Source organism: Streptomyces sp. EDA2-14, from assembly GCF_054963755.1.
This window is the reverse complement of the sequence record NZ_JBUEGE010000002.1, coordinates 228,599-254,038: the sequence shown is the minus strand read 5'-3', so window position 1 is coordinate 254,038 and position 25,440 is coordinate 228,599. Positions and strand designations below refer to the sequence as shown.

26 protein-coding genes are annotated in these 25,440 nt (G+C 72.2%); 14 read left to right on the top strand and 12 right to left on the bottom strand.

Annotated features, from left to right (window positions below; genetic code table 11):
• Window positions 1-87: 87 nt before the first annotated feature.
• Entirely contained in the window at window positions 88-1,521 is a 1,434-nt protein-coding gene (locus ACY34M_RS07435) for an MFS transporter (RefSeq protein WP_462716380.1), read from the top strand.
• A gap of 79 nt (window positions 1,522-1,600) precedes the next feature.
• Window positions 1,601-1,966 (top strand): PH domain-containing protein, encoded by a 366-nt coding sequence (locus tag ACY34M_RS07430; protein ID WP_462716381.1) that lies wholly within the window; start codon window positions 1,601-1,603, stop codon window positions 1,964-1,966.
• A gap of 37 nt (window positions 1,967-2,003) precedes the next feature.
• Here the strand turns inward: ACY34M_RS07430 and ACY34M_RS07425 are convergent, their stop codons facing one another.
• The gene (locus ACY34M_RS07425; protein WP_462716382.1) at window positions 2,004-3,584 is read right to left on the bottom strand and encodes a FadD3 family acyl-CoA ligase; all 1,581 of its coding nucleotides are present in this window, start codon (window positions 3,582-3,584) and stop codon (window positions 2,004-2,006) included.
• 111 nt (window positions 3,585-3,695) lie between these two features.
• Between ACY34M_RS07425 and ACY34M_RS07420 the strand changes: the two genes are divergently transcribed.
• The 3 genes from ACY34M_RS07420 (at window position 3,696) to ACY34M_RS07410 (ending at window position 6,158) form a co-directional block, all read left to right on the top strand.
• Window positions 3,696-4,844, top strand: a complete 1,149-nt coding sequence (locus ACY34M_RS07420; protein WP_462716383.1) for a lipid-transfer protein — start codon at window positions 3,696-3,698, stop codon at window positions 4,842-4,844.
• A gap of 82 nt (window positions 4,845-4,926) precedes the next feature.
• Window positions 4,927-5,385: a Zn-ribbon domain-containing OB-fold protein gene (locus ACY34M_RS07415; RefSeq protein ID WP_462716384.1), complete on the top strand. Its 459-nt coding sequence runs from the start codon at window positions 4,927-4,929 to the stop codon at window positions 5,383-5,385.
• Entirely contained in the window at window positions 5,382-6,158 is a 777-nt protein-coding gene (locus ACY34M_RS07410; protein ID WP_462716385.1) for an enoyl-CoA hydratase/isomerase family protein, read from the top strand. Before ACY34M_RS07415 ends, ACY34M_RS07410 begins: the two co-directional genes overlap by 4 nt.
• Before the next feature lies 1 nt (window position 6,159).
• Here ACY34M_RS07410 and ACY34M_RS07405 read toward each other — a convergent pair whose 3' ends face one another.
• The 3 genes from ACY34M_RS07405 to ACY34M_RS07395 form a co-directional block, all read right to left on the bottom strand.
• The gene (locus ACY34M_RS07405) at window positions 6,160-6,669 is read right to left on the bottom strand and encodes a hypothetical protein (RefSeq protein ID WP_462716613.1); all 510 of its coding nucleotides are present in this window, start codon (window positions 6,667-6,669) and stop codon (window positions 6,160-6,162) included.
• Between the two features lie 81 nt (window positions 6,670-6,750).
• A complete protein-coding gene (locus tag ACY34M_RS07400) occupies window positions 6,751-9,150 on the bottom strand; it encodes an outer membrane protein assembly factor BamB family protein (protein ID WP_462716386.1) in 2,400 nt (799 codons plus the stop codon).
• 158 nt (window positions 9,151-9,308) lie between these two features.
• Complete coding sequence (locus ACY34M_RS07395; protein ID WP_462716387.1) at window positions 9,309-10,070, bottom strand: VOC family protein; 762 nt, start codon at window positions 10,068-10,070, stop codon at window positions 9,309-9,311.
• Between the two features lie 163 nt (window positions 10,071-10,233).
• On the opposite strand from ACY34M_RS07395, the gene ACY34M_RS07390 reads away from it, so the two are divergent.
• The gene (locus tag ACY34M_RS07390) at window positions 10,234-10,881 is read left to right on the top strand and encodes a TetR family transcriptional regulator (protein WP_462716388.1); all 648 of its coding nucleotides are present in this window, start codon (window positions 10,234-10,236) and stop codon (window positions 10,879-10,881) included.
• Window positions 10,882-10,988: 107 nt separating this feature from the next.
• Here the strand turns inward: ACY34M_RS07390 and ACY34M_RS07385 are convergent, their stop codons facing one another.
• Both ACY34M_RS07385 and ACY34M_RS07380 read right to left on the bottom strand, forming a co-directional pair.
• The gene (locus ACY34M_RS07385) at window positions 10,989-11,471 is read right to left on the bottom strand and encodes a nitroreductase family deazaflavin-dependent oxidoreductase (protein WP_462716389.1); all 483 of its coding nucleotides are present in this window, start codon (window positions 11,469-11,471) and stop codon (window positions 10,989-10,991) included.
• Window positions 11,471-12,670, bottom strand: a complete 1,200-nt coding sequence (locus ACY34M_RS07380) for an acyl-CoA dehydrogenase family protein (protein ID WP_462716390.1) — start codon at window positions 12,668-12,670, stop codon at window positions 11,471-11,473. Before ACY34M_RS07380 ends, ACY34M_RS07385 begins: the two co-directional genes overlap by 1 nt.
• A gap of 104 nt (window positions 12,671-12,774) precedes the next feature.
• Between ACY34M_RS07380 and ACY34M_RS07375 the strand changes: the two genes are divergently transcribed.
• Window positions 12,775-13,944 (top strand): thiolase C-terminal domain-containing protein, encoded by a 1,170-nt coding sequence (locus ACY34M_RS07375; RefSeq protein WP_462716391.1) that lies wholly within the window; start codon window positions 12,775-12,777, stop codon window positions 13,942-13,944.
• A 23-nt stretch (window positions 13,945-13,967) separates the two neighbouring features.
• A complete protein-coding gene (locus ACY34M_RS07370; protein ID WP_462716392.1) occupies window positions 13,968-14,633 on the top strand; it encodes a pyridoxine/pyridoxamine 5'-phosphate oxidase in 666 nt (221 codons plus the stop codon).
• A gap of 94 nt (window positions 14,634-14,727) precedes the next feature.
• Here the strand turns inward: ACY34M_RS07370 and ACY34M_RS07365 are convergent, their stop codons facing one another.
• The 3 genes from ACY34M_RS07365 to ACY34M_RS07355 form a co-directional block, all read right to left on the bottom strand.
• The gene (locus ACY34M_RS07365; protein WP_462716393.1) at window positions 14,728-15,618 is read right to left on the bottom strand and encodes a GNAT family N-acetyltransferase; all 891 of its coding nucleotides are present in this window, start codon (window positions 15,616-15,618) and stop codon (window positions 14,728-14,730) included.
• Between the two features lie 79 nt (window positions 15,619-15,697).
• Window positions 15,698-16,120 carry a Zn-ribbon domain-containing OB-fold protein gene (locus ACY34M_RS07360; RefSeq protein ID WP_462716394.1) on the bottom strand — a complete coding sequence of 141 codons (423 nt, stop codon included), beginning with the start codon at window positions 16,118-16,120 and terminating at the stop codon, window positions 15,698-15,700.
• Window positions 16,117-16,569 (bottom strand): DoxX family protein, encoded by a 453-nt coding sequence (locus ACY34M_RS07355; RefSeq protein WP_462716614.1) that lies wholly within the window; start codon window positions 16,567-16,569, stop codon window positions 16,117-16,119. The genes ACY34M_RS07360 and ACY34M_RS07355 overlap by 4 nt, the downstream gene beginning before the upstream one ends.
• Window positions 16,570-16,766: 197 nt before the next feature.
• On the opposite strand from ACY34M_RS07355, the gene ACY34M_RS07350 reads away from it, so the two are divergent.
• The 3 genes from ACY34M_RS07350 (at window position 16,767) to ACY34M_RS07340 (ending at window position 21,222) form a co-directional block, all read left to right on the top strand.
• Window positions 16,767-17,939, top strand: a complete 1,173-nt coding sequence (locus ACY34M_RS07350) for a flavin-containing monooxygenase (protein WP_462716395.1) — start codon at window positions 16,767-16,769, stop codon at window positions 17,937-17,939.
• Between the two features lie 192 nt (window positions 17,940-18,131).
• The gene (locus tag ACY34M_RS07345; RefSeq protein WP_462716396.1) at window positions 18,132-20,354 is read left to right on the top strand and encodes an acetate--CoA ligase family protein; all 2,223 of its coding nucleotides are present in this window, start codon (window positions 18,132-18,134) and stop codon (window positions 20,352-20,354) included.
• Window positions 20,355-20,382: 28 nt separating this feature from the next.
• Window positions 20,383-21,222, top strand: coding sequence for an enoyl-CoA hydratase/isomerase family protein (locus ACY34M_RS07340; RefSeq protein WP_462716397.1), 840 nt, complete (start codon window positions 20,383-20,385; stop codon window positions 21,220-21,222).
• A 75-nt stretch (window positions 21,223-21,297) separates the two neighbouring features.
• Here the strand turns inward: ACY34M_RS07340 and ACY34M_RS07335 are convergent, their stop codons facing one another.
• Window positions 21,298-21,582, bottom strand: a complete 285-nt coding sequence (locus tag ACY34M_RS07335; RefSeq protein WP_462716398.1) for a GntR family transcriptional regulator — start codon at window positions 21,580-21,582, stop codon at window positions 21,298-21,300.
• A gap of 167 nt (window positions 21,583-21,749) precedes the next feature.
• Between ACY34M_RS07335 and ACY34M_RS07330 the strand changes: the two genes are divergently transcribed.
• Window positions 21,750-22,046 (top strand): hypothetical protein, encoded by a 297-nt coding sequence (locus ACY34M_RS07330; RefSeq protein WP_462716399.1) that lies wholly within the window; start codon window positions 21,750-21,752, stop codon window positions 22,044-22,046.
• A complete protein-coding gene (locus tag ACY34M_RS07325) occupies window positions 22,043-22,324 on the top strand; it encodes a hypothetical protein (RefSeq protein ID WP_462716400.1) in 282 nt (93 codons plus the stop codon). Before ACY34M_RS07330 ends, ACY34M_RS07325 begins: the two co-directional genes overlap by 4 nt.
• Window positions 22,325-22,402: 78 nt before the next feature.
• On the opposite strand, the gene ACY34M_RS07320 is transcribed toward ACY34M_RS07325, so the two are convergent.
• Window positions 22,403-23,401 (bottom strand): GlxA family transcriptional regulator, encoded by a 999-nt coding sequence (locus ACY34M_RS07320; protein ID WP_462716401.1) that lies wholly within the window; start codon window positions 23,399-23,401, stop codon window positions 22,403-22,405.
• A gap of 19 nt (window positions 23,402-23,420) precedes the next feature.
• On the opposite strand from ACY34M_RS07320, the gene ACY34M_RS07315 reads away from it, so the two are divergent.
• Entirely contained in the window at window positions 23,421-24,800 is a 1,380-nt protein-coding gene (locus tag ACY34M_RS07315; RefSeq protein ID WP_462716402.1) for an MFS transporter, read from the top strand.
• Here the strand turns inward: ACY34M_RS07315 and ACY34M_RS07310 are convergent.
• On the bottom strand, window positions 24,789-25,412 hold the full coding sequence (locus ACY34M_RS07310; RefSeq protein WP_462716403.1) for a flavin reductase family protein: 624 nt from the start codon (window positions 25,410-25,412) through the stop codon (window positions 24,789-24,791). The two genes, ACY34M_RS07315 and ACY34M_RS07310, sit on opposite strands and share 12 nt — an antisense overlap.
• Window positions 25,413-25,440 lie beyond the last annotated feature (28 nt).

Genomic DNA, 25,440 nt, shown 5'->3' with positions numbered 1-25,440 from the left:
TCAAAGTCGTAGCGATTGCGTTTTCATAGTCACTATGGTTTTCTCGAATGGAGAGAACGGTCGTCAGCACACCGGAAGGAGCCCGCCATGACGTCCACAGACACAGCACCCACGCACACGACGGGAGCGGGCACGCTCCCGAAAGCCGCCTTCTGGGTGGTGCTCGCGCTCGTCCTGCTGGCCGACGCGCTCGACATGATCGACTCGACGGTCACCAACATCGCGGCGCCGACGATCGTCGGCGACATCGGCGGCGGCGAGGCCCTGGTCAAGTGGCTCGGCTCCGCGTACGCCCTGGCGATGGGGGTCCTGCTCGTCATCGGCGGGCGGCTCGGCGACAAGTACGGTCAGCGCCGCCTGTTCCTGCTCGGCATGACGGGCTTCACGCTCGCCTCCGCGCTCGCGGGGCTCTCCCCCGACCCGGCGCTGCTGATCGTGGCCCGCGTCCTCCAGGGCGCGTTCGGCGCGCTGCTGATCCCGCAGGGCATGGCGATCATGACGCGGAACTTCTCACGGGAGCAGATGAGCAAGGCGTTCGCCCTGTTCGGCCCGCTCCTCGGACTCTCCTCCGTCGGCGGCCCGATCCTCGCCGGATTCCTGATCGACGCCGACGTCGCGGGCCTGACCTGGCGGCCCATCTTCCTGATCAACCTGATCCTCGGCACCGTCGGCGTCCTCGCCGCGGCGAAACTGCTGCCGCGCGACGAGGGAGACCGCACGGTCACCGTCGACACCCGCGGCTCGGTGCTGCTCGCGGCGACGATGTTCGGCCTGATGCTGGGCCTGATCGAGGGGTCGTCGGCCGGCTGGGGCCCGCTCGCCCTCGGCTCGCTGGCCGCGGGGCTGGTGTTCCTGGTGCTGTTCCTGCGCCGCCAGCGCACCGCGTCCGAGCCGCTGATCAAGCCGTCGCTGCTGCACAACAAAGGCTTCACCTCGGCCCTCTTCCTCGGCCTGCTGTTCTTCGCGGTGACCTCGGGCCTGATCTATGTGATCTCGCTGTTCATGCAGCAGGCGCTGGGCTCGGCCCCCGCGGACGCCGCGCTCGGACTGCTTCCGCTCACCCTCGGCATCATCGTCTCGGCGTTCGCCACGATGGGCGGGCTGACGAAGAAGCTCGGCCGGGGCGTGGTGACGCTCGGCCTGCTCCTCACCCTCGCGGGCGGCGCGTGGCTGCTCGTCCTGGTCCTCGCGCAGGGCACCGGGCTTTCCCTCTGGGCCATGGCCCCGGCGGTGTTCCTCACCGGTCTCGGCATGGGCTGCTGCTTCGGCACGGTCTTCGACTTCGCCCTCGGCGACGTGTCGGCGGACGAGGCGGGCAGCGCGTCCGGCTCGCTCACCGCGATCCAGCAGCTGGCCAACGGCCTCGGTTCGGCGATCGTCACGACCGTGTACTTCCACGCGGGCGCCCCCGCCCACGCGATGACGGTCTCGCTGACCGTGGTCCTCGTGGTGACGGCCGTCTGCCTCCCGGTCGTGCGGCTGCTGCCGCGCAGGGCGCCGGAGGAGTCGCACGGGCACTGACCGCAGAGCGCCGGGGAACCCTCGTACGATTTCGCCCGTTCTCGGAACGACCAAGGAACACGACGGGACGGGGATCCTCATGGCACTGTTCGGCAACGCACATCCGATCGACCCGGCCAAGGCCGCGCAGGACTACGGGCGGCTGCTCGGCCAGGGTGAACAGATATACGGCGCCTACCAGTTGATCCGTGACGCGATCCTGCTCACGGACCGGCGCATGATCCTCATCGACAAGCAGGGGATGACGGGCAAGAAGGTCGAGTACCACTCGGTGCCGTACCGCAGCATCTCCCACTTCGCCGTGGAGACGGCCGGCCACTTCGATCTGGACGCCGAACTCAAGATCTGGATCTCGGGGAACTCGGTGCCGATCGAGAAGACCTTCACCAAGGGCGTCGACATCTACGAGGTGCAGGCGATTCTGACGCAGTTCGTCGCACACTGACGCCGCGGCGGGCAGCGCGTGGGCCGACGCGGGAGCGTCAGCCGCGCGCGGCCCGCAGCTCCCCCTTCACCACCTTCCCTGAGGCGTTGCGCGGCAGCTCCGGCACGAACTGCACGGTCCTGGGCACCTTGTAGTTCGCCATCTCCCGCCGCGACCAGGCGATCAGGTCGTCCTCGGTGAGGACGCCGCCGGGCCTGCGCACCACGTACGCCTTGCCGACCTCGCCGAGCCGGCCGTCCGGGACGCCGACGACGGCGACGTCGGCCACCGCCGGGTGCAGGCCGAGCAGTTGCTCGATCTCGGCCGGGTAGGCGTTGAAGCCGCCCACGATGAACATGTCCTTGATGCGGTCGGTGATCCGGAGGTTGCCCGCCTCGTCCATGACCCCGACGTCGCCCGTGCGCAGCCAGCCGTCCTCGGTCATCACCCCGGCCGTGGCGGCGGGGTCCTCGAAGTACTCGCGCATGACGTTGAAGCCGCGGACCAGGACCTCGCCCGGCTCGCCGGGGGCCGACGACTCGACGCGGACCTCGGTGCCGGGTATCGCCCGCCCCGAGGTCTCCGCGATCACCTCGGCCGGGTCTCCGCGGCGGCACATCGTGACGATGCCGCTGGCCTCGGAGAGCCCGTACGCGGTGAGCACCGTGCCCACGCCCAGCTCCCCGCGCAACCGCTCCACCAGCTGCAACGGCACGACCGCCGCCCCCGTCACGACGAGCCGCAGCGCCGACAGGTCGTGGGTGTCGCGCGAGGGGTGGTCGAGGAGCGACTGGTGGAGGGTGGGCGGCCCCGGCAGCACCGAGATGCGCTCGGACGCGATGTTGGCGAGCGCCGTGTCCACGTTGAAGACCGGCTGCGGCACCATCGTCGCGCCCCGCATCAGACAGGCCAGCACCCCCGCCTTGTAGCCGAACGTGTGGAAGAACGGGTTCACGATCAGATAGCGGTCGCCCTCGCGCAGGCCCGCGAGGTCGGCCCAGATCTCGTAGCCGCGCAGGGTCTGGGCGTGGGTGATGACGGCGCCCTTGGGGCGTCCTGTCGTGCCCGAGGTGAAGATGATGTCCGAGGCCGCGGCGGGGTCGACCGCGGCGGAGCGCTCGCGCACCTCGGCGGCCGTGACCTTGTCCCCGGCGGCCAGGAACTCCTTCCAGCTCCGGTAGCCCGGTGCCTCCGGCGCGCCGTCGCCGAACACCACCACCTGCTCCAGGGAGGGCAGTTCGGCGCCCGCCTCCTGCGCGCGGCGCAGCGACGCCACGTACGAGGTGCCGAGGAAGGTGCCGGTGACGAACAGCAGCCGGGCCCGCGAGCGGGCGAGGATGTCGGCGGCCTCGCCGCCCTTGAAGCGGGTGTTGAGCGGTACGAGGACGGCTCCCGCGCTCACCGCGCCGAGCGCCGAGACGATCCAGTCCAGGGTGTTCGGCGCCCAGACCGCGACCCGGTCCCCCGCCGATACGCCCGCCGCCATGCACGCCGCCGCGGCCCGCTCGACGCGCTCGCCGAGTTCCGCGTAAGAGATCCGGGTCCGGCCCTCGACCACGGCCTCCCGCTCGCCGTACCGTTCGGCCGCGTCCCGGACCAGCTCCGGGACCGTTCCCCACTCGCCGCCATCCGTACGCATCGAACGACCTCCCACAACGCCGTAGCTGACTATCCGTCAGATTAGCTGTAGCCTGACGCGCTGTCAGCAGAGCGAACAGGCGGCAGACGACAACCTTGTGAGGGCGTGCCCATGGCGGGACTCAAGGACGCGACGGCCATCGTCGGCATCGGACAGACGGCCTTCGCCAAGCAACTCCCGGAATCCGAGAAGACATTGGCGTGCCGGGCGATCATCGACGCGCTCGACGACGCGGGGATATCCCCCTCCGAGGTGGACGCCTTCGCCTCGTACACGATGGAGGAGACGGACGAGGTCGAGGTGGCCAAGGCCATCGGCGCCGGGGACGTCACCTTCTTCTCCAAGGTCGGCTACGGCGGCGGCGGTTCGTGCGCGACCGTCGCCCACCTGGTCGCCGCGATCGCCACCGGACAGGCGAGCGTCGGCATCGCGTGGCGGTCCCGCAAGCGCGGTTCGGGGCCGCGCCCCTGGAAGAACACCGCCGTCCAACTCCCCACGCCCGCCCAGTGGACACGGCCGTACGGGCTGCTCCGCCCGGCCGACGAGATCGGCATGCTGGCCCGCCGCTACATGCACGAGTACGGCGCGACCCGGGACCACTTGTTCAATGTGGCCCTGGCCTGCCGGAACCGGGCCAACCAGAACCCCGCCGCGATGATGTACGAGCGCCCCATGACCCGAGACATGTACATGACCTCGCGGTGGATCAGCGAGCCGCTCTGCCTCTTCGACAACTGCCTGGAGACCGACGGGGCGCTGGCCTGCGTCATCGTCTCCGCCGAGCGCGCCCGCGACTGCCGGCAGAAGCCGGTCTACGTCCACTCCGCGGCGCAGGGGCTGCCCGCGCAGCACCACGGCATGGTCAACTACTGGAACGACGACCCGCTGACGGGCCCGGCCTGGACGGCCGCCCGCCACCTGTGGAAGAACGCCGACGTCACCCCCGAGGACGTCGACGTCGCCCAGATCTACGACGCGTTCACCCCGCTCATCCCGCTCTCCCTGGAGGGGTACGGGTTCTGCGGGCGCGGCGAGGGGGCGGCGTTCACCGAGGGCGGGGCCCTGGAGATCGGCGGGCGGCTGCCCATCAACACGGGGGGCGGTGGGCTCTCGGAGGCGTACGTCCACGGCTTCAACCTCATCAACGAGGGCGTGAAGCAGTTGCGGGGCGTCAGTACGGCGCAGGTGCCCGATGCGGAAACCTGCCTGGTGACGGCGGGCGAGGGGGTGCCGACCTCGGCGCTTCTGCTGCGCGCCTAGTTCAAGCCCCTGCGGCGATTGAGCAGCGGGGTCCGGGGCGGAGCCCCGAGTCCGCAACCCGTCTTGAGCGAAGGAAAGCCTCATGGCAGACGCGACGACGACCTCCCAACTTCTCACCCCCACCCTCGACGACGACGGCGCGCCCTTCTGGGACTACGCGGCAAGCGGCGAGCTGCGGATCCAGGCCTGCGCCGCCCCGGACTGCGGGGAACTGCGGTTCCCGCCGCGGCCCTGCTGCCCGCACTGCCAGTCCTTCGACAGCGAATGGCGCCGCATGAGCGGGCGCGGGCGGATCTGGTCCTACGTGATCCCGCACCCGCCGCTGCTGCCCGCCTACGCCGCGCAGGCCCCGTACAACGCGATCGTCGTCGAACTCGCGGAGGCGCCCCGGATCCGGCTCGTCGGCAATCTGGTCTCCGGCCCGGACGCCGCGCTCAACTCCGTCGACCCCGACCGCATCAAGATCGGCGCACGGGTGCAGGTGGCGTTCGCGGACGTCGACGGGGTGACCGTGCCGCGCTGGGTGCTGGAGCGCTCATGAGCGTACGCACGGAGATCGACAAGGGCACGGGCGTCGCCACCGTCACCCTCGACCGCCCGCACCGGCACAACGCGCTCGACCAGGAGACCGTCGCCGAACTGGGATCCGCCTGGCGGGAGTTCCGCTTCGACGACACCGTGCGGGCGGTCGTCCTGACCGGGGCGGGCGACCGGGCGTTCTGCACGGGCATCGACCGCGGCTGGGACGTGCCGCAGCCCGGCTCCCCGTACTCGGCGGACGATCCGCTGCCCACGGTCGGGCCGAAGGCCAACGACCTGTGGAAACCGGTGATCGCCGCGGTCAACGGCATGGCGTGCGGCGGGGCGTTCTACCTCATCGGGGAGTCGGAGTTCGTGGTCGCCGACGAGAGCGCGACGTTCTTCGACCCGCACACCACGTACGGCATGGTCAACGCCTTCGAGTCGATGTACCTCGCCCAGCGGATGCCGCCCGGCGAGGTGGCCCGGCTCGCCCTCATGGGCTCGGCGGAGCGGATGTCGGCGCGGCGGGCGTACGAGGTGGGGCTCGTGTCGGAAGTCACCGACGCCGGTGGGGCGTTGGAGGCCGCGCTGCGGTGCGCCGCCACCATCGCCTCGTATCCGACGGAGGCGGTCCAGGGCACGGTGAAGGCGGTCTGGACGGCCACCGAGGCCACCAGGGCCCGCGCCTTCGCACAGGCCCCGGACCTGATCAAGCTGGGCAACCTGCCGCCGGAGCGGCAGGCGGAACTGTTCAACTCCCGTACCCAGAAACGGGATTTCACGGTGCGCTGAGTCAGCGCTTCACGAAGGCGTCGGGAGCGATGTCGCAGTGGTCGACCCCGGCGGCGAGGTCCGCGCTGCCGACCGGCACCCTGGCGGTGACCCTGCCCTTCGCGGGGACCTCGACCTCGTGGCCGACGGAGGTCACCCTGGCACCGCTCGCGTCGAGGAAGGTGGCCCGGACGTCGAACCGCGCGCGCTCGCCGTTGGGATTGGTGACCTCGACGGTGGCGTACGCCCGCCGCGCGTCGGCGCACGTGACCAGCTTCGCCCTGCCGTTGCGCAGCGTGCTCGCGGAGGACGTGGAGTGCGTGGTGGAGCCGTGCCGGGTGCGCCGGCTGTAGTCGCTGCCGCTCCCGGAGAAACCGGACGACGACGAGTCGTGCTTCTGCGAGGAGCTGCTGCACCCGCCCCCGCTGCCGCCGCGACTCTTGGAGTGTCCGTGGCTCCGGCCGGTGGTGAACCCCGTGAGGGCCACCACCACCATCGTCGCCACCGCTGTCAGTTTCAGTCCCCGTGTCATCACGCGGGGCACCCTATCGGCGGCGGGCGTCGCGCGGCAGGGGTCCCCCGTTCGGCGCAGCGCCGGGAAACGCGGTCGCCCCTAACGGCTGGTCCCGGTCCCCTTCTCCGCGTCCAGCGCGTACACGCAGCGGTCCTTGCTGCATGCGTAGACGACGCCGTCCCTGACGACGGGTGTGCCGGTGATCTCGCCGCCCGTGGCGAGCTTCCAGCGCAGGCGGCCGTCGTCGGCCTTCAGCGTGTACAGCAGGTGGTCCGTGGAGCCGAAGTGGATGCGCCCGTCCGCCACCACGGGCGCCCCGACGATCTCGCCGCCCGCCTGGAACCGCCACTTCGGAGTGCCGGTCACGGCGTCCAGCGTGTAGAGGCCCTGGCCGCTGCCGACGTGCACATGGCCCTGCGCGACGAGGACCGGGTCGACCGACGAGGGCCGGGCCTCGGTCGCGATGCGCCAGCGGTCGCGGCCGTCGTTGGCGTCGAGCGCGTACACCGTGCCGAGGTGGTCGACGAGGTAGACGCCGCCACCGGCCACCGCGGCGCCGGGGGCGAACGCGGGCGGGGACAGGAACACCGCGGGCGCCTCGAAGTGCCAGCGGACATGACCCGAACCGGCGTCGACGGCGAGGACCCGCGTCCCCGCCGAGACGTACACATGGCCGTCGGAGGCGGGCGTCAGACGCATCGGGACACCGCCGCAGGAGGCGGCGTCGCCGATCGGGTACGACCAGCGCTCGTCGCCGCTGCGGATGTCGAGGGCGCGCAGGCGCGCGTCCTGCCACACGTAGACCGTGCCCTCGTGCACGACGGGACCGGCCTCGGCCGCCTCGAAGTCGGTCTGACAGCCGGTGATCTCCCACAGGAGGTCTCCGCTGACGGCCTCGCGGGCCTGGACTCCGCCGCCGCGGGTCGCGGTGACGACGGTGCCGTACCCGGCCTGAAGGGCGTACACCCAGGCGTCGGTCTGCAACCGCCACAGGTCGCTGCCGTCGCGGGCGTCGAGCGCCCACAGCGTCGGGCCGTCGGAGGCGTGGATACAGCCGTCGGCGACGGCCATGGACCAGGCGACGTCACGCGTCTTGAAGCGGCGCCGCCCGGTGGCCACGTCCAGGACGTGCACCTCGAACGACGTGACGTAGACGAGGTCGCCGGCCACCGTGGGCGTGCCCCACACGTCGTTCGACATGCGGAACCGCCAGGGCCGCCAGGGCGCGCCCTCGGCCGCGGCGGGCGCGGGCACGACCGGTTCGTGCGTGCCGTTCACAGCGGGCTTGGCGCGGGACCAGGATCCGGCGAGGCCCGATTCGGCGGGCGGCGCCTTCACGGCGGCGGCCCGCGCGTCGGCGACCCGCGGTCCGGGGCCGATCGGCACCTGCGCCCCGGCGAGGTGCACGGGCCCGTCGGCGACGAGGCTCTGCCCCGCCGGTACGGGCGAGTGCCGCCAGCCGTCCGCCGGGCCGGGAGGTCCTGACGGGGCAGGGGCGGCCATCGGCGGCTGCGACGGCATGGCGGGGATCGGGCCGTTCCGGCCGTTCGGGGCGGCGTGCGCGCCGGGGCCTGGCGCCCGGTTCATCGACGGCTTGGGGGCGGGGCGGCCGCCGCGGCGCGACTCGATCAGCGCGACGGAGCGCTCGGGCAGCCAGGCGGACGCGGTGCCGCTGTCGTCGCTTCCGGCGCCGAAGAGGTGCGGGGCGAGCTGGGCCTGAAGGTCCGCGGGCGAGGGCCGCTGGGCCGACTCCATCTGCATGCACGCTTCGAGCAGCGGCCGCAGCTCCTCCGGCAGACCCTCCAGGTCCGGGCCCTCGCGCAGCAGCATGAACACGGTCTCGACCGGGTTGGCGCCGTGGAAGGGGGCGTGCCCGGTCGCCGCGAAGACGAGGGTGGAGCCGAGCGAGAAGACGTCGGAGGCGCCGGTGACGCTCCGCGAATCCTTCGCCTGCTCCGGCGACATGTACGCGGGGGTGCCCACCGCCACGTTGGTCATGGTCAGGCGGGTGTTGGAGACGCCGGACGCGATGCCGAAGTCGATGACGCGCGGTCCGTCCTCGACGACCAGCACGTTCGACGGCTTGAGGTCGCGGTGCACCAGGCCCGCGCCGTGGATCGACTGAAGCGCCTCGGCGACGCCCGCGGCGAGCCAGCGGACGGCCTGGGCGGGCAGCGGCCCGGTCTCGTTCACTATTTCTTCGAGGGAGGGCGCCGGTACGTACGCGGTGGCGAGCCAGGGCACGGCCGCGCGCGGGTCGGCGTCGACGACGGCGGCCGTGTAGAAACCGGACACCGCCCGGGCCGCCTCGACCTCGCGCGTGAAACGGACCCGGAACAGCTGGTCCTCGGCGAGTTCCGTACGCACCGTCTTGATCGCCACGCGTCGGCCCGAAGCCGAGCGCGCCAGATAGACCAGACCCATGCCGCCCGCTCCGAGCCGTCCAAGGACCTCGAACGGACCGATCCGCCTCGGATCGTGCTGCGTCAGCTGATCCACTTGCCTGCCACCTCCCCGTGCGGGCCACCGCACTCACGGCCCCCGTCAGCGTCTCACCACCGAAGCGCCACGGCGGCACGCACCCCGATTCTTCCTGTCTCGGCCCTCAGTTGCGAACCTCGGGTCAAAACGGGGTGTCTCGGAGTATTCGGGCCCCTTCAGGCCTGCTCGCACACCGCGAACAACGCCCCTTGATCATCCTCGATCACGGCGGCGTGTCCGTACGCCGTGGGGTGCGGCCCCACCCGCACCCGCCCGCCCAGCCGGACCGCGGCCTCCGCGGTGGCGGCGGCGTCGGCGCAGCCGAAGTGGAGCAGGAACCGGCCGGGCTCCCCGAGGACGACCCTACGGCGGACCGCCGCCCGGGAGGTGGGCTGCGGGAAAGCGGTCTCTTCGGAGGCCGCCGTCTCGAAGCCGCCCTCTTCGAATACGGCCGCGTAGAAGGAATCGCTCAATGCGGCGTCCGGTGTGAGCAGCTCGGCTCCGCAGAACGCGCCGGCCCCGCCCACCCGCTCGAAACCCAGATGGCTGCCCGCCTGCCGCAGCACGAACACGGCCCCCTCCGGCCCCCGCACGAGCGCCACGGTCGCCTCTGTGCCCCCGGACAGCGGTCCCGCCACGATGTGCCCGCCCGCCCCGGAGACCCGTTCGGCGGACGCGTACGCGTCGCGCACGGCGAAGTGGACCCGCCACTGGACGCCCCGGTTCGCCGGGGCGAGAGCGGCGACGGCGCGGTCCTCGCTGTAGGCCGCCGTGTAGTAGTCACGCTCGGCGCCCGCGCCCTCGTCGAAGGTCCAGCCGAGGAGATCGCCGTAGAACCGCTTGCCCGCCTCGACGTCCGCGAGCCGTACGTCGGCCCAGCACGGAGCCCCTTCGGGAAAGCCGGGGAATTCGGGGACGCGGGAGCGGGCGGGGCGCATGCGCGTCACGCTAACCAGGCCGAACGAGGCGGGATGATTGAAATTCGAACGTTTGGCCAATTGTGGTCGCTCACGGCGCGTCATTTGACCGGCGGCCGTAACCCCCAACCCCATTTGCAGTCGGCCAGATCGCGCTCCGATCACCCCTCGGTAAGCTGACGGCATGACAGGACAAGTACGGACCGTCGACGGCCGTGTGGCCGGGCGGCGTGGTCAGGCAACACGTCAGAAGCTGCTGGACTGCCTCGGCGAGATGCTCAGCTCCTCGCCCTATCGGGACGTCAAAGTCATTGATGTCGCGCGAAAGGCGGGCACTTCGCCCGCGACCTTCTACCAGTATTTCCCGGACGTCGAGGGCGCCGTCCTGGAGATCGCCGAGCAAATGGCCACCGAGGGCGCCGGGTTGACCGAGCTCGTCGCGGACCGCTCCTGGGTGGGCAAGGCCGGCTGGGCCACGGCTCAGGAACTCGTGGACGGGTTCCTGGAGTTCTGGCGCAAGAACGACGCGATCCTGCGCGTCGTCGACCTCGGTGCGGCCGAGGGCGACAAGCGGTTCTACAAGCTCCGCATGAAGATCCTGAACTCGGTGAACAACTCCCTCGCGGAGGCGGTCAAGGAGCTTCAGGACAAGGGCAAGGTCGACAAGGACGTGAGCCCGGCCGCGGTCGCCGGTTCACTGGTCGCGATGCTCGCGGCGGTCGCCTCGCACCAGAAGGGCTTCCAGACCTGGGGCGTCAAACAGGCCGAACTGAAGCCGAACCTCGCGCTGTTGGTGCACCTGGGCGTGACAGGGAAGAAGCCCACCAAGTAACCCTGTAACTCTCCTGGTCCTGTCGTGCAGCGGCGGTTCGCGTGGTGATACGTGAGCCGCCGCTGTTGCAGTTGCGCGCCGGGGTGTCGCAGGTGCGCGCCGAGCGCCTAGGCCGCCCGCCGCTCGAGGCGGAACAGCCGGATCTCCCGCTCCACCCGCCGCTGGTACGTGGCGTAGGGCGGCCAGAACGTCAGCGCCGTCGCCCAGGCCTCCTCCCGCTCACGGCCCTTGAGGAGCCGGGCCGTCACCGGGATGTCCGCACCGCGCCAGTTGATCTCGGCGTCCGGATGCGCGAGCAGGTTCGCCGTCCAGGCCGGGTGTCCGGGCCGCCCGAAGTTCGACCCGATCAGCAGCCACGTCCCCGACGCCTCCTCGGGCATGCACGCGAGTGGAGTACGCCGCTCGATCCCGCTCTTCGCACCCCGCACGGCGAGGATCACCCCCGGCAGCATCTGCGCGCTGAGCAGCACCTTTCCGCGCGTCAGCCGGTGCACGGCGCGGTCGAGCGCGGGGATGACGTGCGGCGCGACGCGGGCGAAGGCGCGCGTCGACGACACCTTCTGCACCACCTTGATGCCCGGCGGCGCCATCAGACCGCCACCTCCAGATCCGGTCCCGGCGCGAACAGCTCGGCGGCCTGCGCGGCCCGGTCGCGCAGCAGGTGCACGGGGCCGAACAGCAGCTCGTCGCCGGTGGCCCGCTTCAGGTACAGGTGTGCGTCGTGCTCCCAGGTGAATCCGATGCCGCCGTGCAGTTGCACGGCCTCCCCGGCCCCGGTCCGCAGCGCTTCGAGCGCCTGGGCGAGCGCGAGCCCGCCGACGGCCGCCTCGTCCGTGGTGCTCGCCGCCCACGCCGCGTAGTAGGCGGCCGAGCGCGCCGCCTGCACCTGTACGTACACGTCGGCGAGCCGGTGCTTCACGGCCTGGAAGGACCCGACGGGCCGGCCGAACTGCTCGCGCTCCTTGACGTACTCGACGGTCCGCTCAAGAGCACGGTCGGCGGCGCCGACGGCCTCGGCGGCCAGCAGGGTGGCGACGGTGTCGCCGACGGCGGCCAGTGCGCCGTTCACGTCGCCGTCCTCCTCGCCCAGCAACTCGGCGTCCACATTGCGGAGTTCGACACGTGCCTGCGGCCGCGTCTCGTCCATCGCCGTCTGCCGTACGCGGACGAGGCCGGGGGCGTCCGCGCGCACCAGGAACAGGAGCGTGCGGGAGCGGGCGAAGCCTCCGGTGTGCGCGGCGACCAGGAGCAGCCCCGCGCTGTGCCCGTCGAGCACCTGCTCGGCCTGCCCGTACAGCCGCCACCCGTCCTCCGAGCGGCTGGCCTGTACGCCGCCGGCCCGGCCGCCGCCCGCCCAGTCCCCCGCGTTGTCGGCGACGAGGCCGAGGGCGGTGGCGAGGCCGGTGCCCGGCACGGCGAGGGTCGCGGTCAGGGAGCCCTCGGCGATCTTCGGCAGCAGGGTGGAGCGCTGCGCCTCGCTGCCGAGGGCGGAGATCAGCGGGGCCACGAGCCCGCTGGTGGCGAGCAGCGGTGTGGGCGCGAGGGCGCGCCCCAACTCCTCTGCCGCAAGTGCGAGTTCCACGAAGGATCCACCCACTCCTCCGCGCTCCTCGGGCAGCGCGAGCCCCGGCAGTCCGAGCTCGGCACTGAGGGTGCCCCACAGGGCGAGGTCATGGCCGGCGGGGGTGCGGGTGGCGGCCTTGACGTCGTCCGGGGTGCAGCGCTTGGTGGCGAGTTCGCGCAGGGTACGGCGGATCTCTTGCTGTTCCTCGGTGAACCTGGCGTCCATGTGGGCCCCTTTCTGACGGGGCGTCATGTTAGGACGGCGGCCGCCGGATGCCCAGAGGCACGCACACTCCTCCACACCTCCGTATCTGATGTACCGTCAGATTCATGACTGAGACCGGAAGCAAGGTCGCCATCACAGGCATAGCCCTCTCCGACTGCGGCCGCGTCGACGAAGCCACTCCGTACGCCCTGCACGCCCAGGCCGCCCGCCGGGCGCTCGCCGACGCGGGGCTCACCCCCGACGTCGTCGACGGCTTCGCGAGCGCGGGCCTCGGCACGCTCGCCCCGGTCGAGGTCGCCGAGTACCTGGGACTCAAACCCCGCTGGGTCGACTCCACCTCGGTCGGCGGCTCCACCTGGGAGGTCATGGCGGCGCACGCGGCGGACGCGATCCGGGCGGGCCACGCGCGCGCCGTCCTCCTCGTCTACGGTTCGACGGCCCGCGCCGACATCAAGGCGAAGCGCCGCACGTCGAACCTCTCCTTCGGCGCGCGCGGCCCGCTCCAGTTCGAGGTGCCGTACGGCCACTCGCTGATCGCCAAGTACGCGATGGCGGCCCGCCGCCACATGCACGAGTACGGCACGACGCTCGACCAGCTGGCGCAGGTGGCGGTCCAGGCCCGCGCCAACGCGTCGCGCAATCCGGACGCCATGTTCCGCGACCCGATCACGGTCGACGAAGTCCTCGACGGGCCGATGATCGCCGACCCGTTCACCAAGCTGCACTGCTGCATCCGCTCGGACGGCGGCGCGGCGGTGCTGCTCGTGGCCGAGGACCTGGTGCGCGACTGCGCGAAGCCGCCGGTGTGGGTGCTGGGGTCCGGCGAGCACGTCTCGCACACCACGATGTCCGAGTGGGACGACTTCACGGTCTCCCCGGCGGCGGTGAGCGGGCGCCTGGCGTTCGAGCGGGCCGGGGTGCGGCCGGACGAGATCGACATCGCGGAGATCTACGACGCCTTCACGTACATGACGCTCGTGACCCTGGAGGACCTGGGTTTCTGCGCCAAGGGGGAGGGCGGGGCCTTCGTCGAGAAGGGCCGCCTCCTGCACGACGGCGAACTCCCCACGAACACGGACGGCGGCGGCCTGTCCGCCCAGCACCCCGGAATGCGCGGGCTGTTCCTCCTGGTGGAGGCGGCGCGGCAGCTGCGCGGCGAGGCGGGCGGCCATCAGGTGCGGCGGGCGGACGGTTCGCTGCCCCGGCTGGCGGTGGCGTCGGGGACGGGCGGGTGGTTCTGCTCGGCGGGAACGGTGGTGCTGGGACGGGACTGAGGGGCGGGAGCGAGAATCGGAGGATGGAACCGGAACCCGATCTGCACGCCCTGCTGCGCTCCCTGCGCGTATGGGACACCGAGCTGCCCGCCTTCGACCCGCGGGACGCCCCCGCCGCGCCCCTCCCCCTGTTCACGCAGTGGTTCGCCGCGGCCGTGGCGGCGGGTCAGCCCGAGCCGCACACCCCCTCGCTCGCGACGACGGACGCCGAGGGCCACGCGGATGTCCGGACCGTGATGCTGCACGGCGCGGACGAGGCGCACGGCTGGCACTTCGCCTCGCACGCGGGCAGCGCGAAGGGCCGCCAGCTCGCCGCGCACCCGTACGCGGCGCTGGGCTTCTACTGGCCGGCGCAGGGCCGCCAGATCCGGGTCCGCGGCCCCGTCCGCACAGCCCCGCCCGAGGTCGCCCACGCCGATCTGCACGCCCGCTCGACCGGCGCGCTCGCCTCGGCCCTCGTCGGCCACCAGAGCGAACCGCTCGACTCCTACGAGGAGTTGGAGCGCGCCTCGGACGCCGCGTGGGAGCGCGCGCAGCGCGAACCGGACGCCGCCGCCCCGTCCTGGACCGTCTACGAGCTGGCCCCTGACGAGGTGGAGTTCTTCCAGGGCGACGCCCGCCGACGGCACGTACGCCTCAGGTACCGGCGCACGCCGGACGGCTGGACCAAGGAGCTGCTGTACCCGTGACCACGGGGGTCGGCCGGGTCCGCCGGGCCGGCCGGGTCCGCCGGTCCGGCCGGGTCCGCCGGTCCGGCCGCGCCGCTCAGGCCGGCCGGGCCGCTCAGGCCGTGAACTCCCACACCGCGAACTCCCGCACCGGCCGGTAGCCGAGGCGCTGGTAGAGGGCGTTGCTCGTCGGGTTGGCCAGGTCCGTGAAGAGCAGCACCTCTTCGGCGCCCTCGGCCCGCGCGGCCCGGCTGACCTCGGCGGTGACGGCGGCCGCGTACCCCCGGCCGCGCAGCGCGGGCGGTGTGTAGACGGGGGCGACCCGGACGGTGCTCAGCGACCCGCGGGTGAGGCCCGCCATCGAGACGGGGGCGCCGTCGGCGTCCTCCCAGAGGGTGATGCCGCCGTAGGCGAGGCGCTCGTCGGCCCAGGCCTCGGCCTGCTCCCGCGTCGCGGCGTCGCGCGTGTGCGCCTCCGCGTGGAAGGCCAGGTTCCAGTCCGCGAGGAGGCCGCGGTCGGCCTCGCCCGCGATCCGGGCCCCGCCCTCGGGCAGGCTCCGCGGCGGCGTGAGCTCGCCGAGCCGGAACAGCCGCTGCCGCATCACGCGCTCGGCCCGCCCGCCGGGATGCCGTTCGCGCCAGGCCTCGGCAAGGGCGGCCGTCGACTCCACCGCGCCGTTCGCACCGTCGACCGGCAGTCCGGCGAGGGCGTCGACCAGGGCGCCCGCCGCCTCCGCACGGCCCGCCTCCTCGCCGGGCAGCGCCACGTACAGGGAGTGCGGCGGCGTCCAGAAGAAGTAGCCCTCCGTCCGGCCGCCGGGCCCCGTCCACACCCCGAAGCGCGCGCCGTCGGACGCCCACCCCGACGCCCGTATGCGCGCGGTGACGCTGAGCGCCACCGTGTGCAGGGCCGGGTCGGAGGCCAGCAGCGCACCGGTCCGGTCATCGAATTCGGCGAGCGCCGACGTCAGCAGCCACTCGCCCGTGCGTGCCCGTGAGGTCCTCATCGGCTCATGATGGCCGCGCCCGTGGCCGGCCGACCACCGGATTACGGCGCGGACCGGCGCATCGCCGCCCGGTTACGGCTTACGGCGCGGGCCTGAACACCGGCACGCTGAAGCCGTCCCCGCCCTCCCGGAAGTCGACCGTCAGCTCCATGCCCACCCGCAGGTCGGCCTCCGGGCACTCCACGATCTCCGTCATCATCCGCGGCCCCTCGGCGAGGTCGACGACGGCGGCGACGTACGGGGTGCGGCCCCCGAAGGGCGGCAGGTCGTTGCGGTGCACGACGGACCACGTGTAGAGCGTGGCCCGGCCGCTCGCGTCCCGCCACCGGCCGTCCTCGCTCCAGCAGAACGGGCAGAACTCGCGCGGATAATGGTGGTCACGCCCGCACGCCGCACAGTGCCTCAGCAGCAGTCGCCCCTCGGTGGCCGCGTCCCAGTACGGCCGGGTGAAGGCGTCGGGCTCGGGAACGTCGAAACGTACGTCGGCGGAAGCAGCACTCACGAGAACAGTCCGATCGCGTGGTCGAGGGACCAGGCCTGCCAGGACATGGCGAACAGCGCGACGAGCGAGATCAGCCCCATCATCGCGTTCTGCCCCTGCTCGGCCCAGTCGTGGATCATGAGCGTGAAGTAGAGGAGATTGAGCAGCAGGCCGCCGACCAGCGCGATCGGCGTGAGGAAGCCGAGGATCAGGCCGAGCCCGAGGGCGAGTTCGGCGTAGACGACGATGTACGCCATCGTTTTCGGCCGCGGTTTCACGACGACCTCGAATCCGCTGCGCACCGCGTTCCACTTGTGCTTGCCCGCGACGTCCGCGGCCCACGCGATGCCGGTGCCGCGCTCGAACCAGCCCTTCTTGTCCTTGTGCCGCCAGCTCTCCAGCCACCACAGGCCGAGCCCGATGCGCAGCACGGCGAGCCATTCGGCGCCGCTGAGCCCTATCGCGTCCATGAAGTCCGGCCCCTCCTCCATTTTCTGACGGTACGTCAGTTACTTGGGTAGGTCAGTTCAACGCATCCGGCACCGCCTTCGCAAGAGCCCCGCACGCAGCAACGTCCGGGCACCCCGGCCGCGGCCCGTGATCAATTCGCAACCGGTTTCCTCCTTGACCGGACCCGTTCAATCCGGCGCCGGAATACGCTCCGTGCATGGCCGACTCCCCACAAGCACCGGCACGCAGTCACGAACGTCCACCCGTGTACGTCATCGGGGGCGGACCCGCTGGACTCGCCACGGCCGTCGGACTGAAGGCGCACGGCGTACGGGCCGTCGTCCTGGAGAAGTCCGACCGCGTCGGCACCTCCTGGCGCGGCCATTACGACCGCCTCCACCTGCACACCACGCGCCGCCTCTCCGGACTGCCCGGACTGCCGATGCCGCGCCGCTTCGGCCGCTGGGTCGCCCGCGACGACGTCGTGCGCTACCTGGAGAAGTACGCCGAGCACCACGACCTCGAGGTCGTCACCGGCGTCGAGGTCACCCGCGTCGACCGCACCCCCGACGACTCGGGCTGGCTGCTGCGGGCCACCGGTGGCCGCGAGCTGACCTCGGCCGCCGTGGTCGTCGCCACCGGCTACAACCACACCCCGTACCTGCCCGACTGGCCCGGCGCCTCCTCGTATCCGGGGCAGTTGCTGCACGCGGGCGAGTACCGCGGTCCGGCCCCCTTCGCCGGCCAGGACGTCCTCGTCGTCGGCGCGGGCAACACGGGCACCGAGATAGCCGTCGACCTGGTCGAGGGCGGCGCCGCGCGCGTCCGCATCGCCATCCGCACCACCCCCCACATCGTGCGCCGCTCCACACTCGGCTGGCCCGCCCAGCGCACCGGCATCCTCTGCCGCCGCCTCCCGGTCGGCCTCGTCGACCGGCTCGCCGCACCGCTCGGGAAGCTGAGCGTGCCCGACCTCTCGGCGCACGGCCTGCCGCGCCCCGACACCGGGCTCTATTCGAGGGTGCGCGAGGGCGCGATCCCGGTGCAGGACGTCGGCTTCGTCGACGCCGTGCGGTCCGGGAAGGTCGAGCCCGTGGCCGCCGTCGCCTCCTTCGACGCGGACGCGGCGGTCCTCTCCGGCGGCACCCGCCTCACCCCGGACGCGGTGATCGCGGCCACCGGATACCGGCAGGGTCTCGAGAATCTCGTGGGCCACCTGGGCGTCCTCGACCCCGCCACAGGGCGCCCGCTCGCCCACCACAAGCGCACCCCTGCCGCCCCCGGCCTGCACTTCACCGGCTACACGAACCCGATCAGCGGCATGCTCCGCGAAATGTCCCTGGACGCCGGACGCATCGGCAAGGCAGTGGCGGCGCACGTCCCCGCGTAGGCGCCACGGAACCCGCCACGCGAGCCCGCCGGGCGGAACATTCGCCCCATCTCTTTGCCTGCAGCCCTGTTCCTGACACAGTGTCAGTTCAGTAATCTGACTATGCGTCAGTTCTTTCTTGGGGGGACTTCGGGGACTGCAAGGCACTGCACAGGCAAGAGATGTCGCTGACACACAGGAGCGGGCGGACCGATGCTTGGATCGACGTACGGCACCCTGACCACCGACTCCCGCCGGGCCCGCGTGATCGCCTGCGGTGAGCAGCCCGGACCCGCCGTGCACGGGCGGGCCGGCACCGAGGAACTGGACGTCGGCGGGCGACCGCTGCACGCCGACGTGCCGGACCTGGACCGGTTCTTCCGGCCCGAGTCCGTCGCCGTCGTCGGCGCGTCCGACGCGGAAGGACGGCCCAACACCGGCATCACCCGGCAGCTGATGGGCTGGGCGGAGCGGGTCGGCGCCCGCCTGTATCCGGTGCACCCGACCCGCGAGACCGTCTTCGGCCTCCCCTGCTCCCCCTCGGTCGCCGAGCTGCCCGAGCAGGTGGACCTCGCCGTGCTCCTCGTCGCCGATCCGCTGCCCGTCATCGAGCAACTCGCGGACACCAAGGTGAAGTTCGCCGTCGCCTTCGCGTCCGGCTTCGCGGAGACGGGCGGCGAGGGCGCCGCCGCGCAGGCCCGGCTCGGCGCCGCCGTGGAGCGGTCCGGGATGCGGCTGCTCGGCCCGAACACCAACCTCAACGCCTTCGAGCGCTTCCGCGAGGACCTGGAAGGTCCGGCCATCGCGCTGATCACCCAGTCCGGCCACCAGGGCCGACCGGTCTTCGCCCTCCAGGAGCTCGGCATCCGGCTCTCCCACTGGGCCCCGACCGGCAACGAGGCCGACCTGGAGACCGCCGACTTCATCTCCTACTTCGCGCAGCGGCCCGAGGTCGGCGCCATCGCCTGCTACGTGGAAGGCCTCAAGGACGGCCGCTCCTTCCTCCTCGCCGCCGACCGGGCCGCCCGCGAGGGCGTGCCCGTCGTCGCCGTGAAGGTGGGGCGGACCGAGACCGGCGCACGCACCGCGGCCTCGCACACCGGCAAGCTCACCGGCGCCGACACCGTCGTCGACGCCGCCATGCGGCAGTTCGGCGTCATCCGCGTCGACGGGCTCGACGAGCTCCAGGACACCGCCGCCCTCCTCGCCCGCGCCCGGCCGCCGCAGGCCGACGGCGTCGTCGTCTACTCGATCTCCGGCGGCACCGGCGCCCACTTCTCCGACCTGGCGACGGAGGCGGGCCTCGAACTGCCCACCCTGCCGCAGGAGAAGCAGGACGAACTGCACCAGTGGATACCGGAGTACCTGAGCGTGGCGAACCCCGTCGACAACGGCGGGCACCCGGTCGGCGACTGGCGCGGACGCAAGATCATCGACGCGATCCTGGCCGACCCCTCCGTGGGCGTGCTGATCTGCCCGATCACCGGACCCTTCCCGCCCATGAGCGACAAGCTGGCCCAGGACCTGGTGGACGCGGCCGAGCAGACGGACAAGCTGGTGTGCGTGGTGTGGGGCTCCCCCGTCGGCACCGAGGACGCCTACCGCACGACGCTCCTCGGCTCCTCCCGCGTGGCCACCTTCCGCACCTTCTCCAACTGCATCACCGCGGTCCGCGCCTACCTCGACCACCACCGCTTCACGGCCTCCTACGTCTCCCCCTTCGACGAGGCGCCGCGCACGCCCTCGCCCTCCTTCCGCAAGGCGCAGGCCCTGCTGCGCCCCGGCCACCAGCTGAGCGAGCACGCGGCGAAGCAACTGCTGCGGGCGTACGGGATCCGGGTGCCGCGCGAGCAGCTGGTGACGAGCGCCGCCGCGGCGGTGCGGGCCGCGTCGCTCGTCGGCTACCCCGTGGTGATGAAGGCCTCGGCCCCGCACCTCGCCCACAAGTCCGAACTCGGCCTGGTCAAGGTCGAACTGACCTCGGCCAGCCAAGTGCGGGACGCGTACCGGGAGCTCACCGACATCGCCCGCTACGAAGGCATCGAGCTCGACGGCGTGCTGGTCTGCCAGATGGTCGAGCGGGGCGTCGAGATGGTCGTCGGCGTCACCCGCGACGACCTGTTCGGCCCCACCGTGACCGTGGGTCTGGGCGGCGTACTGGTGGAGGTGCTGCGGGACACCGCCGTCGCCGTCCCGCCCTTCGGCGAGACCCAGGCGCGGGCGGTCCTCGACCAACTGCGCGGGCGGGCCCTGCTCGACGGGGTCAGGGGGGCGCCGCCCGTCGACATCGACGCGCTGGTCGAGGTCATCCTGCGCGTGCAGCGCATGGCGCTCGAACTCGGCGACGAACTCGCCGAGCTGGACATCAACCCGCTGATGGTGCTGCCGCGCGGCCAGGGCGCCGTCGCCCTCGACGCGCTCGCCGTGTGCCGCTGACCCCTCACCGACAAGACGGAGCTCCCCCATGCCTCAGCCCTCCCCCGAAGAAGCCGAAAAGTCCGTGGACTCCCTGGACTCATTGGTACTGCACGCCACTGACAACGGCGTCTCGTGGATCACCCTCAACCGGCCGGAAGCGATGAACGCCGTCACGTGGGACCAGCGCGAACGCGTCATCGCGCTGCTCGCCGAGGCCTCCGCGGACCCGGGTGTACGGGCCGTCGTCATCACCGCGACGGGCAAGGGCTTCTGTGCGGGAGCGGACCTGCGGGGCGGCGGCGGTTCCGACGCCGGGGAACGTGTCGTGGGCGACGTCGCCCGGATGATCCGGCTCGGCGCGCAGCGCCTGATCGCCGCCGTCCAGGACTGCGAGAAGCCGGTGCTCGCGGCGGTGAACGGAACGGCGGCGGGCATCGGCGCCCACCTCGCGCTGGCCTGCGACCTGGTCCTCGCGGCCGAGTCGGCACGGTTCATCGAGGTGTTCGTCCGCCGGGGCCTGGTCCCGGACGGCGGCGGCGCGTACCTTCTGCCCCGCCTGATCGGCCCGCAACGCGCCAAGGAACTCATGTTCTTCGGCGACGCGGTGGGCGCGGCCGACGCGGAGCGGCTCGGCCTGGTCAACCGGGTCGTACCGGACGGCGAACTGCCGAAGGTGGCACGCGAGTGGGCCGAACGCCTGGCGGCGGGCCCGACCCGCGCCCTCGCACTGACCAAGTCACTGGTCAACGCGAGCCTCGACTCGGACCGCCCCACAGCCTTCGCAGCGGAGGCGACAGCCCAGGAACTCAACATGTCCACCCACGACGCGAACGAGGGCGTTGCGAGCTTCGTGGAGCGCCGCCGGCCGGAGTTCCGGGGCCGCTGAGGCGGTTGAGCGTGTGACTGTGGCGGGAAAAGACGACGGGGCCGTCTTTGCCCGCCACAGTCCGGTGCGGCCCCGCTACTTGGTGCGCGGGAGCGGGCCGAAGGGCGCGTTCTTGGCGAGCTCGGGGCCGTCGTCGGCGATGAAGGTGCCCAGGCCGCGCTCCATGCGCACGAGTCCGGCGTCACGGAGTGCGTACAGGGACTTTTGGCCGGTACTCGTAGCCACGTCGAACTCTGCCGCAACATCCGCCACGGAGGGGAAGCGTTGCCCCAGCTTGTACTCGCCGGTGGCGATGCGATGCGCCAGGATTACGGCGATCTGCCGCCAGACGATGCGGGTGCGGTCAATCTCGAAGTCCACACACTGACCGTATCTGTTCAGAACTATTCGAGCATCTGCGGTAAAGCGACAATAACTGAAACAAGCGCCGTTAACCGCAGCGAGGTGCGTAGAGTGCGGAAAGTACAGACCCCGGCAGGCCTGGCAGGGCCCCCGGGGCGCGGTCAACGCTGTCTAGGAGCGTCAACATGCTGGACCTTACTCTCCGACTACTGGCCTGGGTGCTGAGTCACTGCGCCCCACCGCCCCGAGGCCGCCACCGCCTCGCCACCCCCACCCCCGCCGTATCGGTGCCGCCGCCCCGCCACACCGAACCGCTCGACGCCGCGGCGCACGCTCTCGTACGCCCCTACGTCATGACGCCTGAGGAACGTCGCCGCCAACGCGAACGCCGCCGGGCCCTCTATCTCGCCACGTTGGGCATCGACGCCGGCCCCCGCCACATCCACGGCATCCGCGTCCCGGCGGCGGGAGGCGCGCGATGAGCGACACCGCACCCGCGCGGCTGTTGCCCTGGCCGGGCGAGAACGGGCGCTCCGCCTATCTGGTGACCTACAACCCGGACGGCCACCTTTCGCGCCTGGCGGACCGCATCGAGTACGAGCAACTGGCGGACGCGCGTGAGGTGCTGGCGCTGTCTCGGGGCTTGCTGGTCGACGCGGACACGGCTGCCGTCGAACTGCGCTTCATCGCGCGGAGGTTGAGCGAGTCTCTGACGCAGACCCTGCGCATCGCAGATTCCCGGGGCGCCCGCCTCCCGTAACCACCGGCCTCCGGGCCGGGGCAGAGCCCCGTGCCGCAAGGACGGGCGACCGGCGCGCTCCGGCGAAACGCCGGCGCCTCAAGCCGGCGCCCCCGCCCGGAACGTGCGGCGGTACGCCGTCGGCGTCACCCCCACCGACGCGTGGAAGTGCTGGCGCAGGGACTGGGCCGTGCCGAAGCCGGACCGGTGGGCGATCTCGTCCATGGAGGAGGTCGACGTTTCCAGGAGGCGCCGTGCACGCTCCACCCGTTGGGCCGTCAGCCACTGGCCGGGGCTCGCGCCGACCTCCTCGCGGAAGCGGCGCGTGAACGTGCGGACGGAGAGGGATTCGCGGGCGGCGAGGTCGCGGAGCTGGATGGGGTCGCCCAAGTGCTCCAGGGCCCACGCCCGGGCGCGCGCGGTGGATGCCAACTGCGGCTCCGGCAGCGGGCGTTCGATGTACTGGGCCTGGCCACCGTCGCGGTGCGGCGGGACGACGGTGCGGCGGGCCACGTCGTTGGCGACGGCGGCGCCGTGGTCGCGCCGCACCAGGTGCAGGCACAGGTCGATGCCGGCCGCGACGCCCGCCGACGACAGCACGTCGCCGTCGTCGATGAACAGGACGTTCGGGTCGACCTTGATGTCGGGGAAGGTCCGCTGGAAATGGTCCGCGTCCGCCCAGTGGGTGGTCGCGGGCCGCCCGTCGAGGATCCCGGCCGCGGCGAGGACATAGCTTCCGGTGCAGATGGACACCATGCGCGTACCGGGCCTGATCCACCCGAGTGCCGCCTCCAGCTCCGGCGTGAGGACACCCTCTTCGTAGACGGGGCCCATCTCGTACGAGGCCGGGACGATGACCGTGTCCGCGGTGGCCAGGGCGTCCGGGCCGTGCTCGACGTGGATCGCGTAGTCGGCGTCGGTCTGCACCCGGCCCGGCTCGCGGACGGCACAGGTCACCACCTCGTACAGCCGCTCCCCCGCGGCGTCGCGGGCGCGGCCGAAGATGCGCTGCGGGATGCCGAACTCGAAGGGGATGAGGCCGTCGAGCGCGAGCACCGCGACGCGGTGCGGGGCGTGCCGTTCAGTGCGGGAGGCCATGGCCCGATCCTAGCGAACAATGGCATTCGGGCCACTCGTTCGGGGCCCGGGGATCCCAGAAGCTTTTCAAGTGACCGAGACGCAGATACCGACGCAGGCGGAGCCGCAGCCGGGCGACCGCCAAAGACGCCGCCCCCACCGCGCCTGGGCCGTCGCCGCCGTCACCTTCGTGACGATCGTCGGCGCCGCCGCCTTCGCCTCGCTGCCGGGGCTGCTGATCGAGCCGCTGCACGATCCCGGCAGCGGTTTCGGCTGGTCGCGCGGGACGATCGGCTTCGCCGTGTCGGTGAATCTGGCGCTGTACGGGGTCACGGCCCCGTTCGCCGCCGCGCTCATGGACCGGTTCGGGATACGGAAGGTCGTCGCCGTCGCGCTGACCGTCATCTCCGCCGGGTCGCTGCTCACCGTGTGGATGACGGCCGCCTGGCAACTGGTCCTCTACTGGGGCGTGCTGGTGGGGCTGGGCAGCGGGTCGATGGCGCTCGCCTTCGCCGCCACCGTCACCCAGCGGTGGTTCGTCGCGCGGCGCGGGCTCGTCACCGGGTTCCTGACCGCGGCCGGCGCCTCGGGCCAGCTGGTCTTCCTGCCGCTGCTGTCCTGGATCGTCGACCGGCACGGCTGGCGGCCCGCCGCCGTGACCGTGGCGCTGTCGGCGCTCGCGGTGGTCCCGCTGGTGTGGCTGCTGCTGCGCGACCATCCGGCCGACGCGGGCGTGGAGCCGTACGGGGCGAAGGAGTTCGTGCCGAAGCCCGCGCCCGTGCGGGGAGCGGGGAAGCGGGCGGTGACCGTGCTCGCGAGGGCCGCCCGCACCGGGCCGTTCTGGCTGCTCGCAGGGACCTTCGCGATCTGTGGCGCCTCGACGAACGGCCTGGTCAAGACGCACTTCGTACCGGCCGCCCACGATCACCACATGCCCGTGACCACGGCCGCCTCGCTGCTCGCCGTCATCGGCGTCTTCGACGTCGTGGGGACGGTCGCGTCGGGCTGGTTCACCGACCGGATCGAGGCGCGTCGGCTGCTCGCCGTGTACTACGCGCTGCGCGGCGTCTCGCTGCTCTTCCTGCCGATGCTGCTGGCGCCCGACGTCCGGCCGCCGATGCTGTTCTTCATCGTCTTCTACGGTCTGGACTGGGTCGCCACGGTGCCGCCGACGATCGCGCTGTGCCGTGAGCACTACGGCGACGACAGCGCCATCGTGTTCGGCTGGGTGCTCGCCTCGCACCAGGTGGGGGCCGCCGTCGTGGCCTTCCTCGGGGGTGTGGCGCGGGACGTCTTCGGCTCGTACGACGTCGTCTGGTACGCCTCGGGTGCGCTGTGCGCCGCGGCCGCGCTGATGTCGCTGGTGATCCGGCGCGGGCGGGCGGACACCGCCGCCGCCCCCGCTCCGTCAGTCGCGTAGGGCCGAGAAGGCGCCCCGGTGGAAGAGCAGGGGGCCCGCGCCGCCGTCCGCGGCGCCAAGACCCGTCACCCGCCCCACCACGATCAGGTGGTCCCCGCCCGTGTGCACCGCGTGGATGGCGCAGTCGATCCACGCGGCGGCGCCGTCCAGCCGCGGCGCCCCGGACGTCGGCGCCTCGTCGTACGCGACACCGGCGAACTTGTCCGCCCCGCTGACCGCGAAGCCCCGGCACAACTCGCCCTGGTCCGCCCCGAGTACGTTCACGCAGAACGCGCCCGCCCGCGCGATCCGCGGCCACGTCGTCGAGGTGCGCGCCACCATGAACGCCACGAGCGGCGGGTCGAGGGAGAGGGAGGCGAAGGACTGACAGGCGAAGCCGGCGGGTCCCGCGTCCGGTTCGGCCGCCGTCACCACGGTCACCCCGCTGGCGAACTCGCCCATGACACGGCGGAATTCGGCCGGGTCCACAGGCGCGCGCTCGTCGTCGCCGACGGCCCGGAGATCCGGGCGCGGCAACGCCTCCACCGGTGACTCCGCGGTGGGAGCACCGACCGACCTGAGGTAGCGGACGACGGTGGCCGCCATCCCTGCGTGTCCCATCATGCGATCCATTGAAGCTGACACACCGTCAGATTGGAAG